Annotated in this window: 14 protein-coding genes; 2 read left to right on the top strand and 12 right to left on the bottom strand. The window is 59.7% G+C overall.

What is annotated here, in order from left to right; genetic code table 11:
• Positions 1-128 precede the first annotated feature (128 nt).
• The 10 genes from cmoB to HP062_RS14310 all read right to left on the bottom strand — a co-directional run bounded on the left by cmoB (position 129) and on the right by HP062_RS14310 (position 12,557).
• On the bottom strand, positions 129-1,085 hold the full coding sequence (gene cmoB, locus HP062_RS14355; protein WP_010457799.1) for a tRNA 5-methoxyuridine(34)/uridine 5-oxyacetic acid(34) synthase CmoB: 957 nt from the start codon (positions 1,083-1,085) through the stop codon (positions 129-131).
• On the bottom strand, positions 1,082-1,861 hold the full coding sequence (gene cmoA, locus HP062_RS14350; RefSeq protein WP_154501569.1) for a carboxy-S-adenosyl-L-methionine synthase CmoA: 780 nt from the start codon (positions 1,859-1,861) through the stop codon (positions 1,082-1,084). Before cmoA ends, cmoB begins: the two co-directional genes overlap by 4 nt.
• Before the next feature lie 43 nt (positions 1,862-1,904).
• Positions 1,905-2,540 (bottom strand): lysoplasmalogenase, encoded by a 636-nt coding sequence (locus HP062_RS14345; protein WP_172792581.1) that lies wholly within the window; start codon positions 2,538-2,540, stop codon positions 1,905-1,907.
• Positions 2,541-2,542: 2 nt separating this feature from the next.
• On the bottom strand, positions 2,543-2,935 hold the full coding sequence (locus HP062_RS14340) for a protease inhibitor I42 family protein (RefSeq protein WP_077749325.1): 393 nt from the start codon (positions 2,933-2,935) through the stop codon (positions 2,543-2,545).
• Between the two features lie 127 nt (positions 2,936-3,062).
• Positions 3,063-3,536: a hypothetical protein gene (locus HP062_RS14335; RefSeq protein WP_172791574.1), complete on the bottom strand. Its 474-nt coding sequence runs from the start codon at positions 3,534-3,536 to the stop codon at positions 3,063-3,065.
• A 158-nt stretch (positions 3,537-3,694) separates the two neighbouring features.
• Positions 3,695-6,112, bottom strand: a complete 2,418-nt coding sequence (lon, locus tag HP062_RS14330) for an endopeptidase La (RefSeq protein ID WP_010457788.1) — start codon at positions 6,110-6,112, stop codon at positions 3,695-3,697.
• Positions 6,113-6,852: 740 nt separating this feature from the next.
• On the bottom strand, positions 6,853-7,230 hold the full coding sequence (locus HP062_RS14325) for a DUF6124 family protein (RefSeq protein WP_172791573.1): 378 nt from the start codon (positions 7,228-7,230) through the stop codon (positions 6,853-6,855).
• A gap of 472 nt (positions 7,231-7,702) precedes the next feature.
• Positions 7,703-8,080 carry a DUF6124 family protein gene (locus HP062_RS14320; RefSeq protein WP_172791572.1) on the bottom strand — a complete coding sequence of 126 codons (378 nt, stop codon included), beginning with the start codon at positions 8,078-8,080 and terminating at the stop codon, positions 7,703-7,705.
• 486 nt (positions 8,081-8,566) lie between these two features.
• The gene (locus HP062_RS14315) at positions 8,567-10,978 is read right to left on the bottom strand and encodes a glucose/quinate/shikimate family membrane-bound PQQ-dependent dehydrogenase (protein ID WP_083375822.1); all 2,412 of its coding nucleotides are present in this window, start codon (positions 10,976-10,978) and stop codon (positions 8,567-8,569) included.
• 196 nt (positions 10,979-11,174) lie between these two features.
• A complete protein-coding gene (locus HP062_RS14310; protein ID WP_077749806.1) occupies positions 11,175-12,557 on the bottom strand; it encodes a carbohydrate porin in 1,383 nt (460 codons plus the stop codon).
• Between the two features lie 283 nt (positions 12,558-12,840).
• Between HP062_RS14310 and HP062_RS14305 the strand changes: the two genes are divergently transcribed.
• Both HP062_RS14305 and HP062_RS14300 read left to right on the top strand, forming a co-directional pair.
• Positions 12,841-13,071 carry a VF530 family DNA-binding protein gene (locus HP062_RS14305; RefSeq protein ID WP_007903672.1) on the top strand — a complete coding sequence of 77 codons (231 nt, stop codon included), beginning with the start codon at positions 12,841-12,843 and terminating at the stop codon, positions 13,069-13,071.
• A 2-nt stretch (positions 13,072-13,073) separates the two neighbouring features.
• A complete protein-coding gene (locus HP062_RS14300; RefSeq protein WP_077749807.1) occupies positions 13,074-13,724 on the top strand; it encodes a Pr6Pr family membrane protein in 651 nt (216 codons plus the stop codon).
• 173 nt (positions 13,725-13,897) lie between these two features.
• Here the strand turns inward: HP062_RS14300 and HP062_RS14295 are convergent, their stop codons facing one another.
• Entirely contained in the window at positions 13,898-14,680 is a 783-nt protein-coding gene (locus tag HP062_RS14295; protein WP_172791571.1) for a siderophore-interacting protein, read from the bottom strand.
• Positions 14,677-15,255, bottom strand: coding sequence for a PadR family transcriptional regulator (locus HP062_RS14290; RefSeq protein ID WP_010457769.1), 579 nt, complete (start codon positions 15,253-15,255; stop codon positions 14,677-14,679). The genes HP062_RS14295 and HP062_RS14290 overlap by 4 nt, the downstream gene beginning before the upstream one ends.
• Positions 15,256-15,530: the final 275 nt, after the last annotated feature.

The following is a 15,530-nucleotide window of genomic DNA, read 5'->3' as shown; positions in this document are numbered from 1 at the left end:
GTCCTTGTGGGAGCGAGCCTGCTCGCGAAAGCGGTATGTCAGTCACATCAATGCTGGATGTGCCGCCGTCTTCGCGAGCAGGCTCGCTCCCACAGTTGATCTCCATTGGTGGTGAGATCGCGGGGGGGTTACTTACGGGCCACGATGACGGCACGCATCGGCGCCGGCAGTCCTTCAATCGTTTTGCTGTGATCGTCCGGATCCAGGAAGTCACTCAGCGACTGATACTTCATCCACTCCGTCCCGCGCTGTTCCTCGACCGTGGTCACGCTCACGTCGACGCAGCGAACATCCGTAAACCCGGCACGTCGCAACCACAACTCCAGCGCCGGCACCGACGGCAGGAACCACACGTTGCGCATCTGCGCATATCGGTCTTCCGGCACCAGCACCTGCTGTTGATCGCCTTCGATCACCAACGTCTCCAGCACCAACTCGCCGCCCTTGACCAGGCAATCCTTCAGCGCCAGCAAATGCTCGATCGGCGAACGGCGGTGGTAGAACACGCCCATGGAAAATACCGTGTCGAAGCCTTCCATGTTCGGTGGCAGGTCTTCGAAAGGGAACGGCAGGTGCCAGGCATTGGGTTCTGACAAGTAACGCTGCACCGCCTGGAACTGGCAGAAGAACAGCCAGTTCGGGTCGACACCGATCACACTGTCGGCGCCAGCACCAAGCATGCGCCACATGTAATAACCATTGCCGCACCCCACATCCAGGATGCGTTTGCCCTTGAGGTCCAGGTGCGGCGCGACCCGAGACCATTTCCAGTCCGAACGCCATTCCGTGTCGACGTGCACACCAAACAGATCAAACGGTCCTTTGCGCCATGGCGACAACCCCATCAACGCGGTGCGCATTTGCGCGCGGGTCTCAGGGTCGCAATCGGTGTCCAGTGTCAGACCGTTCAACAAGTCGACTTCACTCGGCTGAATCTTCGGCAACGCATCCAGCGCACTTTGCCAGCGCTCCAGGTCGCCGTGGCCCTTTTCCATTTTCTTGTCGAGTTGCGCTTGCAGGGTGTTGGCCCATTCGGCCAGCGGCGTGCCGGCCAGACGGCGGGCGAGGGGGGACAGATCAATCATGGCAAGGCAATCAACGAGGCAAAGTTAAGACACTGGAACCACGGCACGACTTTCGAGAACCCGGCCGCCAACAGGCGCTCGCGGTGTTCTTCGAGGCTGTCGGGCTTCATGACGTTTTCGATGGCGCTGCGCTTCTGGGCGATTTCCAGTTCGCTGTAGCCGTTGGCGCGTTTGAACGCGACGTGCAAATCAGTGAGCAACGCATGTTCTTCGAGGTCGTTGAAGCGCAGCTTCTCCGAGAGGATCAACGCACCGCCAGGCAGCAGCGATTGGCGGATGCGCGAAAGCAACGCGGTGCGCTGGTCCGGGGCGATGAATTGCAGGGTGAAGTTCAGTGCCACCACAGAGGCGGGCTGGAATTCGAGGGCAAGGATGTCACCTTCGATCACTTCCACGGGCAGCAACTCCTGGAACATCGAGTCTTGACCGTTGAGGTATTCACGGCAGCGCTCGACCATCGCGGCGGAGTTATCCACAGCGATCACGCGGCAACCGTCGGTGCGCACGTGGCGGCGCAATGCTTGAGTCACGGCGCCCAGGGATGAGCCGAGGTCGTAGAGCACGCTGTTGGGCTGGGCGAATTGCGCGGCGAGCACGCCGAGGTTCTCGACGATGGTCGGATAACCCGGCACCGAGCGCTTGATCATGTCCGGGAACACCCGCACCACGTCCTCGTTAAAGGCGAAGTCGGGCACCTGGGCCAAAGGCTGGGCGAAAAGGCGATCGGGTTCTTTGCTCACGGCGGTTCCAGCGGCGTAGGTGGAAAAGGCCGGCATTTTAGCCAAATTGACGGGGGGATGCGCGGGTTGTCTGACGAATTCAACGCGGTTTCGGTCCAAACGCAGACGCCGCAATCCCCCATTGCCCCAGCCAGTAACTGAGAATGATCACGTAGGGCGCCGCATTGAATGGCACCGCAAAGCGACTGATGCCAATCACGCTATCGGAAAACACAAACGCCACCGCACCCGCCGCCGCCAGCAGCGCCGATCGTTTCGGCACGTCGGTCCCGAGCCGGGCCAGCGCCCGCCAGAGCATCGCACTGATGGCCAAACCGTAGACGATCACCGGAATCAACAGTGGGCCCAGTCCGTGGGAAATCAAAATCCCCAGCAGCACCGCGCCAACCCCCAAGGCAATCACCAAGGGCAACAACGCCAACCGCCGGCAATCGCTCAAGTAAGCCTTCAGATACGCCAAGTGGGCGACCAGAAATGCCCCAAGGCCAAACACAAACAAATCCCCCGGCCACGCCAGCAACACATCGCCGAGCAGGGAGAAAATCAATCCAAGGCTGATCCAGCGCCGATACTCAGTGGGCGGTGCGTCGTGCAGCCAACCGAGCAGCGCCAAGACCGGCAACGGTTTGACCAGCAGGCACAGCAGCGCAGCGTGCACGCTCAAGCCATACAGAAAGGTCACTGCGCCCATCAGCGCCAGAATCAGCCAGCCCACGATCAGTTGACCGCAATCGCGCAATCGAAGGTTTTCACGGCCGGCACTTCCGGGGCCCATGGCTGTGAATAGGTCAGGCGCAAGCGGCCTGTACCGGTGGCAAATGCCTGGAAGCGCCAGGTCGAAATCCCGGCGCTGCCGACGATCCCGGCGTCTTCAGGGTTGCTGTACACCTCGGGGCTGAGCGCATGCAGCACGCCACCAGCCGAATCCTGGATCGACCAGCGATAACCCGTGGTCGGGTTGCTTGGCAGGGTCAGGATGAGGTTTTGTCCATTGCGCATTTGCACCGGGCATTCGCCTTGTTTTTCCACGGTCACGTTCTGTTTCGGTTGCGTGGCGCAAGCGGCCAGCAAGGTGAGGGCGAGGGGGACAAACAGGCGAGTGGGGGACATAAGTTCAGTGGCTCCGGCATTCACGACGAACGGCGAGCATAACTGAAGATGAGACAAATTGTGACGGAAGGGACTACGGGCGCGATCTTCTGGTACCTGTTCAGCGCCCGTAGAGGTGCAGTCAGGCCTATTTCGCCGTGGTGTAAGTCATGTGGCTTTGAAATTCTCCGGAAAGATCAATGCTTTTACCGGTAGTCGACGATTCCAGAGTTAGATTGAAACCAGTGACAATATGACTGGTTTGATCAGGCGAGCTGTCCAAAAGAACCAGGTTTACCGTGCCTTTGGTTGCTTTGTAATGCTCGGGGGATTGCATGCCCAGTTGATTGTTAAGCACTTCATGGAAATTCGCCGCGAGGAAGGGGCCCGCTTGCGCAAGTTCGTGAGTGCCACTTTTAATGTCTTTGCTGAAAGTAAACGACAGGTGCTTTTCGGCAGGACGGTTCCGGTTCTGATAAAAACCAATCGTCGTTTCGTTCAGGATTAAAAGTCGAATCTCCAGATCAGTCGATCTGAACTCAAGCCGACCGGGCCCCATGAACCTCATGTTGCCATCCAAGGCGAACAGTTCTTCGGTAGAGGGGCTGATTTTATCTGTCATGTGCTAATTCCTTTTGATGATGAGCCATTCTCGAGTGGGAAGTTTGGCGAGCAATTCAATAGGAGGTAACTGTCATGTCTGACAGTTACTTAGCTTTATTAGGAATAAGAGTGGTTCGCCAGCACACCTGCAGTGCAGGCATGATGGCGAACATTCATTCAGAACAAAATCTTCGCCACATCCGCAAAGCGCTTGGCAAAGTGCACGGTAATCCCTTCCTTCAGATAGTCCGGCAGTTCGTCAAAGCTGCCACGGTTCGGCTCCGGCAGGATCAATTCGAAGATTTTCTGGCGCCGCGCCGCAATCACCTTCTCACGCACCCCGCCAATCGGTAGTACATGCCCGGTCAGCGTGAGTTCGCCGGTCATGGCGATGCCTTTTTTCGGCGCCTGGTTTCGGGCGAGCGAGAGCAGGGCGCTGGCCATGGTCACGCCGGCGCTCGGGCCGTCTTTCGGGGTGGCGCCTTCCGGGACGTGCAGGTGGACGAAGGCTTCGTCGAAGAATTTCGGATCACCGCCAAACGACTTCAGATTCGAGCTGACATAGCTGTAGGCGATTTCCGCCGACTCTTTCATCACGTCGCCCAGTTGCCCGGTGAGTTTGAAGCCACGGTTGAGCGTGTGGATGCGCGTGGCTTCGATCGGCAATGTTGCGCCGCCCATGCTGGTCCAGGCCAGCCCGGTGATCACGCCGGTGCCGGACAGCACTTGCTCGTTGCGGAACACCGGATGGCCGAGCGAGGCTTCCAGGTCTTTCGGCCCGATTTTGATCACCGCTTTCGGCTCGTCGATCAACTTCACCACGGCTTTGCGCACCAGTTTGCCCAGCTGTTTTTCCAAGTGGCGCACCCCGGCTTCACGGGCATAACCGTCGATCAGGGCTTTGAGCGCGCTGTCGCTGATGCTCAAGCTGCCTTTGGACACGCCGGCCTTTTCCAGCTGCTTGGGCCACAGGTGACGCTTGGCGATGGCGATTTTTTCTTCGGTGATGTAACCCGACAGGCGAATCACTTCCATCCGGTCCAGCAATGGGCCGGGAATCGAATCCAGGGTGTTGGCGGTGCAGATGAACAGCACTTTCGACAGGTCCATCCGCAGGTCGAGATAGTGGTCGAGAAATTCGACGTTCTGTTCCGGGTCCAGCGTTTCCAGCAGCGCCGAGGCCGGGTCGCCCTGGTAGCTTTGGCCCATCTTGTCGATTTCGTCGAGCATGATCACCGGGTTCATCACTTCGACGTCTTTCAACGCTTGCACGAGTTTGCCCGGTTGTGCGCCGATGTAGGTGCGTCGGTGGCCCTTGATCTCGGCTTCGTCGCGCATGCCGCCGAGGCTGAAGCGGTAGAACGGCCGGCCGAGGGATTCGGCGATGGATTTGCCGACACTGGTTTTACCCACGCCCGGCGGGCCGACCAGCAAGACGATGGAACCGCTGATCTCGCCTTTATAAGCACCGACCGCAAGGAATTCGAGGATGCGGTCCTTGATGTCGTCGAGGCCGGCGTGGTGTTTGTCCAGCACCTTGCGCGCGTGCTTGAGGTCGAGTTTGTCCTCGCCGTACACGCCCCACGGCACCGAAGTCGCCCAGTCGAGGTAGTTGCGGGTGACGGCGTATTCCGGCGAACCGGTCTCAAGGATCGACAGCTTGTTCATTTCCTCTTCGATGCGTTTCTGTGCCTGGCTCGACAGCACCTTGCCTTCCAGACGCTGCTCGAACTGTTCGATGTCGGCGCTGCGGTCGTCCTTGGTCAGCCCCAGTTCTTGCTGGATGACCTTGAGTTGTTCCTTGAGGAAAAACTCGCGCTGATGCTCGCCGATCTTGCGGTTAACTTCGGCGGAAATCTCTTTCTGCAGTCGCGCAACTTCGACTTCCTTGCGCAGCATCGGCAGGACTTTTTCCATGCGCTTGAGCATAGGCACGCAGTCGAGCACTTCTTGCAGCTCGCTGCCGGTGGCCGAGGTCAGGGCGGCGGCGAAGTCGGTCAGCGGCGACGGATCGTTGGGGCTGAAGCGGTTGAGGTAGTTTTTCAGTTCTTCGCTGTACAGCGGGTTGAGTGGCAGCAGTTCCTTGATCGCATTGATCAGCGCCATGCCGTAGGCCTTGACCTCGTCGGTCGGCTCGGTGGGCTGGTGCGGGTATTCGACTTCCACCAGATACGGCGGGCGATGGTGTTTGAGCCAGGTGCGGATGCGCACGCGGGTCAGGCCTTGGGCGACGAATTGCAGTTTGCCGTTTTCGCGACTGGCGTGGTGCACCTTGACCAGAGTGCCGTACAGCGGCAGGGCCGAGGTGTCGAAATGGCGCGGATCTTCCTGGGGCGTGTCCATGTAGAACAGGGCCAGGGAGTGGTGATCGGATTTACTCACAAGATCCAGCGTTTCAGCCCACGGTTCTTCATTGACGATGACCGGCAGCACTTGGGCCGGGAAGAACGGGCGGTTGTGGATCGGGATGATGTAGACCTTGTCCGGCAGGTTCTGGCCGGGCAGGGCGAGGCCTTTGCCGGTGGAATGGTGTTCGGCGTTCTCTGGGTCGGCGTATTCGCTCGGGTCTTCAGGGAATTCTTGCTGGTCGCTCATGGGGCACCTGCGCAATGGGGTATGGGTCTTAGATGGGGCAGGTGGGGGGTGGTTTCAATGGGGCAGGATATTTCTGGGTGTGTGTTCAGGGTTTGGACAGGTGCTTTTGACTTGGCGGCCTTTGGGCCGACCATGTTCTTGGGGGTTGGGTTCATATCCGTTTCTGCGGCAACGGCCACTTATGGTTTCGCCCTTACGGCGAGTCCCTTTTGTCAAACGCCACAAAAGGAACCAAAAAGTCTCGCCCCAAGCGTCCGGCCCCTCGCTAAGGCTCGGCGTACCTTCGCTCCGGTATCCATCCGGGGACACTGCCCTCCGGTCTGCTTCGCGACGACCTACATGCAGCGTGTTCGACTGCGTCGAACGGCGCTACGCGCCACTCCCCGGATGAACACCTCCACTCAGCCTCCCGAAGGGGCGGGTGGATCAAGATCAAGAGCTGCAGGCGAGCTAACGCTCGGCCTGATGAGTGGTGAGAATCAAAAGCTGTACGCTGAATTCTTGTAGGAGCGAGGCTTGCCCGCGAAGGCGGCCTGACAGCCGACCAATCTCTGACAGATGTACGCAATCCAAATGTGGGAGCGAGCCTGCTCGCGAAGGCGGCCTGACAGCCGACCAATCTCTTGCAGATACCCACATTCCACTGTAGGAGTGAGCCTGCTCGCGATGGCGGAGTGTCAGACGACATTGATGTTGAATGACACACCGCCATCGCGGGCAAGCCTCGCTCCTACAGGGGATCAGCAGTGTGGCGCAGGTTTTGTGATGGCGACGTTATCGAGCATCCGGTTCGCCGCCAGTTCGGCCAGCATCACGATCTGCTGAATCGCCATTGCCTTGTGCCGATGCGGGCCTTCCAGATAGTCCGTGAAGTCGCTCGCCATCACGCTGGCTTGGGCCAATGACTCGCAGGTGTGGGCGAGCAGGTCTTCGTCCTTGATATCCGGAGCAATCAAAAACATCGTGCTGGGTTTGCGGGTAGCAGGGGATTTGAGGGCTGCTGGGTTGAGGTAGTGATCCAATGCGCGCTCGGCGGCATCGTGGAGTTTTTTGGAGTCGAGGGATTCGTAGGGGGAAACGTCGTCGGTTGGCGGCGGATTCGGGGTTTCTTTGAACATGGTGAAGCTCCAAGTAAGTAATGGAGCCGCCACTGATCGCCGCGACGCGATGGTAGGTGGCAGCTGTACGCAGGTTCGCGGACCGAGCTACTTGGAAACCCGGCATACCCGAGGGTATCCCGCGCACAGCCACCATAAGACCAAACGACACGCACAGAAGGCTGGTCGGTTGAGGCGGGTGATTATGCACCAAGTAAGCTGATTCAGGCCGCGACGCCTGGTCGTTGATGTGCAGCGACTCCGAAAGCCTATCCCCCTGGCTTCCGACAAGACAACCGCCAGAACTTGTCGGAATCATCCTCCATAAAAGTCACGGCTGTAGGACGCTGGCAAAAAAATTCAGGCCTGACGCGGCCCAATGTGGGAGCGAGCCTGCTCGCGAAGGCGGAGTGTCAGACGACATTGAAGTCGTCTGACTCACCGCTTTCGCGAGCAGGCTCGCTCCCACAGGGAAACAGTTCACACCGGGGGATCAGCAGTGTGGCGCAGATTTTGTGATGGCGACGTTATCGAGCATCCGGTTTGCGGCCAGTTCAGCCAGCATGACGATCTGTTGAATGGCCATTGCCTTGTGCCGATGCGGGCCTTCCAGATAGTCCGCGAAGTCACTCGCCATCACGCTGGCCTGGGCCAATGACTCGCAGGTGTGGGCGAGCAGCTCTTCGTCCTTGATATCCGGAGCAATCAAAAACATCGTGCTGGGTTTGCGGGTAGAAGGGGATTTGAGGGCTGCTGGGTTGAGGTAGTGATCCAACGCGCGCTCGGCGGCATCGTGGAGTTTTTTGGAATCGAGGGATTCGTAGGGGGAAACGTCGTCGTTTTGCGGGGGATTCGGGGTTTCTTTGAGCATGGTGAAGCTCCATTCGGGGACTGGAAGTTCGCCACGACTGCGACCAAGCAGTTGGGTGGCGAACCATACGCAGGTTGGTCGACCAGGGAATGGAACCCGGCAGGGCCGGAGCCCTCCCACGCACAGCTCGCCATGAAGCAAGCACGAAAAGTGCGCCATTCTAAACCCGGGCGACCAAACCCGGCCGCTGAATTTGCAGCGACCCCGAAAGCCTATCGAACGGGCTTCTGACACAACAACCGATAGAACTTGTCGGAATTCTCCGCCAGAACAGCAACGGCTGTAGGACGCTGGAAAAAATATTCAGGCCCGACACGACCCAATGTGGGAGCGAGCCTGCTCGCGATAGCTGTTTAACATTCAACATCCTGGGTGGCTGACAGTCCGCTATCGCGAGCAGGCTCACTCCTACATTTTGATGTGCAGCGATGCAAAAAAAGGCGACCCCCTCGCAGGAGTCGCCTTTCCTTTAACCGCCGCTAAACCTTATTCGGACAGTTTGTACGCAATCACATAGTCACCTTGCTTGGTGCCCAGCGACCCATGACCGCCCGCAACGACGAGCACGTATTGCTTGCCGTCCTTGCCGGTGTAGGTCATTGGCGTGGTTTGAGCGCCGGCAGGCAGGCGGCCTTCCCACAGTTGCTTGCCGTTTTTCACGTCGTAGGCGCGCAGGTACTGGTCGAGGGTGCCGCTCAGGAAGCCGACGCCGCCAGCGGTGGTGAAGGTGCCGCCCAGGCTAGGCACGCCCATGCTCAGCGGGATCGGAACCGGTGAGCTGTCGCGCACGGTGCCGTTTTTGTGTTTCCAGATGGTTTTTTGGGTGGTCAGGTCGACCGCGGCCACATAACCCCAGGCCGGCGCCTGGCACGGCAGGCCCATTGGCGAGAGCAGGGCTTCGAGGACGACGCCGTAAGGCGCGCCTTTGTTCGGCTGCACGCCTTCGGTTTCGCTTTTACGCGGGCCTTGGGCGGCGATTTCGGCAGCCGGGATCATTTTCGATTTGAACGCCATGTAGCTCGGGTTCACGAAAGCGATCTGACGCACCGGGTCAACCGCGATGCCGCCCCAGTCGAACACGCCGAAGTTGCCGGGATAAACGATCGAACCCTGCAGCGATGGCGGCGTGAACGGGCCGTCGTAGCGCATGGATTTGAAGTCGATCCGGCAGATCAGTTGGTCGAACGGGGTCACGCCCCACATGTCGCGCTCTTGCAGCGGCGGCGGCATCAGGTTGAGGTCGGATTTGGGTTGGGTCGGCGAGGTGTGATCACCAGCGACAGCGCCTTGGGGCACCGGCACTTCGTTGATCGGCACAATCGGCTTGCCGGTGCTGCGGTCCAGCACGTAAATGCTGCCTTGCTTGGTCGAAGCGAGTACCGCTGGCTTCACGCCGTCAGCGGTTTTCAGGTCCATCAGGGTAGGCTGGCCACCGACGTCCATGTCCCACAGGTCATGGTGGGTGAACTGCATGTGCCAGCGCACCTGGCCGGTCGCGATGTCGAGGGCGGTCAGGCCCGCAGCGTGCAGTTCCGACTCAGGGGTGCGATCGCCACCGAACTGGTCCGGGGTCTGGTTGCCCATCGGCAGGTAAAGCATGCCGAGCTTTTCGTCGACGGCGAACATGGACCACATGTTCGGCGAGTTGCGCGTGTAGACCTGGCCTTCGGCAATCGGCGTGGTGTCGTCCGGGTTGCCGCTGTCCCAGTTCCACACCAGTTTGCCGGTGTGCACGTCGAACGCGCGGATGACGCCGCTGGGCTCGTCGGTAGAAACGTTGTCGGTGACGTGGCCGCCGATCACCACCAGGTCTTTAGTGACCGCTGGAGGCGAGGTGGAGTAGTAACCGCCGGCATTGAAGCCGCCGATGTTGGCAGTCAAGTCGACCTGGCCTTTGTCGCCGAAGTCTTCGCACATCTTGCCGGTGTCGGCGTCGAGGGCGATCAGGCGGGTGTCGGCGGTCGGCAGGAAGATCCGGCGTGGGCAGACGGTGCTGACCGGCGCAGGGCTGGCGGTGCCGGTCGGGCTTTGCTCGGACGCGTAGACGGCGTCATCGTGATAGGTCACGCCACGGCATGTCATGTGCGCCCAACCCTTGAAGTTCGCCGCGTTTTGCGTGGAGAGCTTCGGATCGAAACGCCAGATTTCCTTGCCGGTGTCGGGATCCAGCGCGATCACCTGGCTGTGCGGCGTGCACACGTAGAGCATGCCGTTGACTTTCAGCGGGGTGTTTTCGGCGGTGGTTTCACCCGGATCGTTCGGCCCCGGCAGGTCGCCGGTGCGATAGGTCCAGGCGGGAACGAGCTTGTTCACGTTCTGCGGGGTGATCTGCGCCAGTGGAGAGTAACGATCACCATGAGCGCTACGACCGTAGGAATTCCAGTCACCGTCGGGCATGGCCGGGGCGGTGTTGGTCATGCCGGGCACGCTGTCGCGGTCCAGTTCGCCTTTGATTTCACCCGGGTTGGTGAACTGGCTGGCCAGTGCGGCAACGCCCGCGAGTACCACTGCCACGCTCAGTGCGCCAGTGCCCATCGGCGCAGGGCCGGTGATCAGCAACGGACGGCGGAACCACGGCAGCAACATGACGAGGCCCAGCGCAAACAGCATCGCCAGACGCGGCACCAGTTGCCACCAATCGAGGCCGACTTCCCACAAGGCCCACACGGTACTGGCGAACAGCACCAGTGCGTAGAGGCCCAGTGCAGCGCGGCGGGCCAGGATCAGCAGCACGCCGGTCAGCGTCAGGCCGATACCGGCCAGCAGGTAATACAACGAGCCGCCGAGCAGGCTCAGCTTGATCCCGCCGGCCAGCATGGCCAGGCCCATTAGTAGAAGCAGAATGCCGAGCAGGGTCGGCAGTAGACGGCTTCGACTCAAAGCACCATCAGTGCTCATAGTGTGGTTCTCCGTGACGTTTCAAGTAGTCCCGCGCAAGTTCACTGTAGATGACGATCCTGTGCGGGCATGGTTCAGATAAAAAAGGTTCGGTTGGTGCGTTCCCTGCAGGAGCGAGCCTGCTCGCGAAAGCGATGGGACAGTCGGCATTGATGTTCAGGCTGACGGCCCTTCGCGAGCAGGTTTTGTGTGTGTCTTAAAAGGACGAGGTGATTTTTATCCCGCCGATCAGCGCGTCATCGACCTTGTCCACGCCACCGGGGTGGCGGATGTATTGCAGGTTCGGGCGCACGGTCAGCCAGTTCGTGACGTGCACGCCGTAATAGAGTTCGGCGCTGTATTCGGTGTCCTGGGGCGGAAGGAACGAGGGATCGTCGTAGTCATAGACGACGCGGGCCTGGTTGGTCGCTTCGGCGTTCTTGCGATAGGCCGGGTTGACGTGAACCCGGGCGAGGGCAAAGCCGATGTCGTCCTTGGCGCGCGCATCGAACAGGCCTTTGTAGACGACGCCGGCCTGGACATAGTTGTCGATGGCGTTGGTCTTCTTGTCGTGCATCGTGCCGTTGGCGAACACGCTCAGGCCGCGCGAATTGTCGCTGGCGCGGCTGGTGATCTGCTGCTGCACGCCCAGCCACACGCCGTGCTTGCTCGATGCGCTGCGGTAAGCCTCGCCGCTCAGGGCTGCCGGCTGACCATTGCTGTCCTTGTAGGCATCCGTGGCCTTGGCGTTGCTGTAGTAATAACCGGCGCGGTATTCGCCCGGCAGGCCGTTGAGTGTTGGTGACCACACCAGTTCGACCGGCAGAATCGCGCCCTGGGTGCCGCTGCCGCTGAGCTTGAAGCCGTTGCCGCGATCAAGGTTCGACGGGTTTTGCTCATACGCACCGATTTGCGCGTAGAGCTCCGGCGTCAGGTGATATTTCACCCGCATTGCCCACTGGCTAACGGGCCAGTTGTACCAGATGCCGCCGACCCAGTTACCGACCTGCGAGCCGCAAAACGCCAGGTTCTGGAAGTCGCATGGGAAGCTGTTGAAGTCTTCGCCTTCGCCGAAACGGCCGACTTTGATGTCGAGTTTCTGGTCGAAAAATTTCTGCTGGTACCACATCTGCGTCAGGCGCCAGGTTTGCCCACGGCCCCAGACTTCCTGCGCCGAAGTGAAACCGCCGACACGCGGATCGTTGATCCGGTCGTTGCTGATGTTGTTGCCATTGCGCTCGGTGACGGTCAGCTGAAATTCAGCGTCGTCCCAGCCGAGGATTTTCTGCAAGTCCAGGTGCGTGCCGAAACCGAACTGGTCGCTGTAGCGTGCGGTGCGATCGTGGTCGTAGCCGCCGTGCAGATTGCTGCCCATTTCGCCGGTGTAATCGACTTTGAAGTCGTAGCCTTTTTCCGAAAGTTCGGTGCGCGTGCCATTCCAGTCACCGAGCATCCAGGGCGATTCGCTATCGAAGGCGGGCGCGGCCTGGGTGCAGGTAGCCAGGCCAAAAGCAGTGAAACCACCGATCAGGTTCAGGGCTTTTCGACTGGCAATAGCGATGCAGACAGCGCTGTCTCGCGGAGTTGGGAAATCAGGCATAGAGAAGGAATTCTTGATCTTTTCTGGGGGGTGAACTGAAAGCGGCACTATGTCGCGCCTGGATGAAGCGTTTCAGCTTGACGGGCGCAAGGATAATGTTCTGTTACAAATAGAGAAAGCGCTTTTCGTGACATGAATTATTTCGTATTCGGTAACAGTGCCGGACAGCGATCGGTTCAAGTTCACCTACATTTACCAGAGAGCGCACAGAGCGCTTCCACCCGGCGACACCCTCGGCTAAGGTGCGCGGCTTCCAATCCCCTTCATCGCTCAAAGGCCCGGCATGACCGAACAGAACAACAACCCGCTGCACGGCGTGACGCTGGAGCAAATCCTCAACGCCCTGGTGGAACATTACGAATGGTCGGGGCTGGCCGAGCGCATTGATATCCGCTGTTTCAAGAGTGACCCGAGCATCAAGTCGAGCCTGACCTTCCTGCGTAAAACCCCATGGGCGCGGGAGAAGGTTGAACGCTTGTACGTGAAGCTGATGCGCACCAAGCGCCCGCTCTGAACATGGGCTTTCTGTCGACGCCAGGTTCTGCCGCGAGGCGTCGTTTTGTGGCGGTGGCCGCTGTGCTGGGCTGGGCCGGACTGGCCATTCAGCTGTACCTGATTCTGTACTCGCGCTGGACACTGGAAGCGAGCTTGATCGGTGGGCTGCTGAGCTTTTTCAGCTATTTCACCGTGCTGACCAATACGTTGGTGGCGGTGGTGCTGACATGTGAGTGGACCTCTCGCGAGTCGGCGGCGCGACGCTGGTTTTTGCAGCCGTGGGTCAGTAGCGCCATTGCAGTGAGCATCGTGGTCGTCGGTCTGGCGTACAGCCTGTTGTTGCGCCATTTGTGGCATCCCGAAGGCTGGCAGTTTCTGGCCGATGAGTTGATGCACGACGTCATGCCGCTGCTGTTCCTGGCGTATTGGTGGTGGTGCGTGCCCAAGGGCACGTTGCGCCTGCGGCATCTCGGGTTGTGGGTGATCTATCCGCTGGTGTATTTCGCCTATTCATTGCTGAGGGGGCATGAGTTGGCGGTTTATCCCTATCCGTTCATTGACGTCGGCACCTTGGGTTATCCACAGGTGTTTTTGAATGCGGGTGGATTGTTGGCGGGGTTTGTGGTGATTGCTCTAATAATGATCGCATTGGACCGGTGGCGCGGTCGGTGAATACTGAGGGTGATGTGAAGGGCTTTTGTGGCGAGGGAGCTTGCTCCCGCTGCGCTGCGCAGCAGTGCTTAAACCTGCAACCGGGTTTTAACTGAGTCACCACGCAGGCTGATTTTACGACTGCTTCGCAGCCGAACGGGAGCAAGCTCCCTCGCCACACTATCGAGTTGCAGTTATTCCTCGTCGCTGCCCTCCGCCCGCCAGTACCCCACGGCCTTGACGAATTGTTCATTCAAACCGTGCTCATCAAGCAGCACACGACGAATCTGCCGTGACACCTTGGTCTCGGTCGCCACCCACGCATACAGGTTGCCGCTCGGCACTTGCAGCTGCTTCACGGTGGTCAGCAAGTTGTCTTTGCCACCCTCGCGCAAGACCCAGATCACATTGACCTGCGCGGCGCTTTCCAGGCGTTGCTGCTCGGCGCCGTTCTCCACTTCCACAATTACCAGCGCACGACGATTGGCCGCCAGACCTTCGAGCCGGCGGGCGATGGCGGGCAGGGCAGTTCCGTCACCGATCAGCAAATAGCTGTCGAACATGTCCGGCACGATCATCGAGCCACGCGGCCCGCCGATGTGCAGGAACTGGCCGGGCGTGGCCTGCTCGGCCCAGGTCGAGGCGGGGCCGTCGCCATGCAGGACAAAATCGATGTCCAGTTCCAGGGTGTCGAGGTCGTAGCGACGCGGCGTGTAGTCGCGCATTGCCGGCATCGGCCCGTTGTCTTTGCCGGCACCGAGTACCAGGGTTTCCAGCGCGGCGTGTTCGGCCGCTTTTTGCGGGAACAGCAGTTTGACGTGGTCGTCCGTGCCCAAGCTGACGAAGCCGGCCAGCTCCGGGCCGCCCAGGGTGATCCGACGCATCCGCGGGGTCAGGTCAACCACCCGCAGCACTTGCAGACGACGGCGTTTGATCTCGTGCATGACACGGTGAATGGTGTGCACAACTTCAGTCATTCGGCTTTCTCCTGGACGGGTTGAACGGCAGGGCCATCGACGATGGCTTTGGCGGTGTTGTTGAGCAGGTCGCGAACCCGCAGGATTTCTTCCGGGCTCCAGCGGCCGTGATGCATTTGCAGGGCGTGACGCAAGTTGTGCACCGCCTCGTGGATCTCGGCGGGGCGATCATGGCCGCGCAATGAGCGCTTGCTGACCTCGATGCGCATTCGCACGCCGTCCAGCGCAATAGCCTGTTCGGTCAATGACAGACGTCCGGCGTCGGTGATGGTGTAGCGTTTTTTGCCGCCCTCGGCATCGCCCAGGATCATTTCGCTTTCTTCGAGAAAGGTCAGGGTCGGGTAGATCACACCGGGGCTGGGGCAGTAGGCGCCGTCGAACATGCTTTCGATCTGGCGGATCAGGTCATAGCCGTGGCAGGGCTGCTCCGCGATCAACGCCAACAGCAGCAGTTTCAGGTCGCCGGGGGCGAACACCCGGGGGCCGCGGCCGCCGCGTTCACGGCCGGGGCCTGGGCGTTTCTCGAAGCCGTCTCGGCTGTCGCTATGGTCGCGATGGGAATGATGGTCTCTCATTTCTGCGTCTTCTCTCGTCGTGTTTAGATACAACTTAAGATATATCTTTAGACAGACGCAAGCGTTCTGGACCAACGGTCGTTCTCGGCCACCGCTGGAGGTCCAGAAGCGATCAGCGATGAGGAATGCGGTATCGGTTGCTCTTTTAGAGCAATTGAACTAATCATGAAAGTTCATCGATTGATAATTATTCCACTGTCGCAAGATAAGTAGTCTTCGTCTGACGGAATTCAACTAGTTCGTATCTGTGTGCTTTTTCAATTAGAACTGTGTGT

The sequence above is a fragment of the Pseudomonas sp. B14-6 genome, assembly GCF_013260315.1.
Lineage (GTDB): Bacteria > Pseudomonadota > Gammaproteobacteria > Pseudomonadales > Pseudomonadaceae > Aquipseudomonas > Aquipseudomonas mandelii.
The sequence above is the reverse complement of the archived record's forward strand: the minus strand, read 5'-3'. Positions and strand labels throughout refer to the sequence as shown.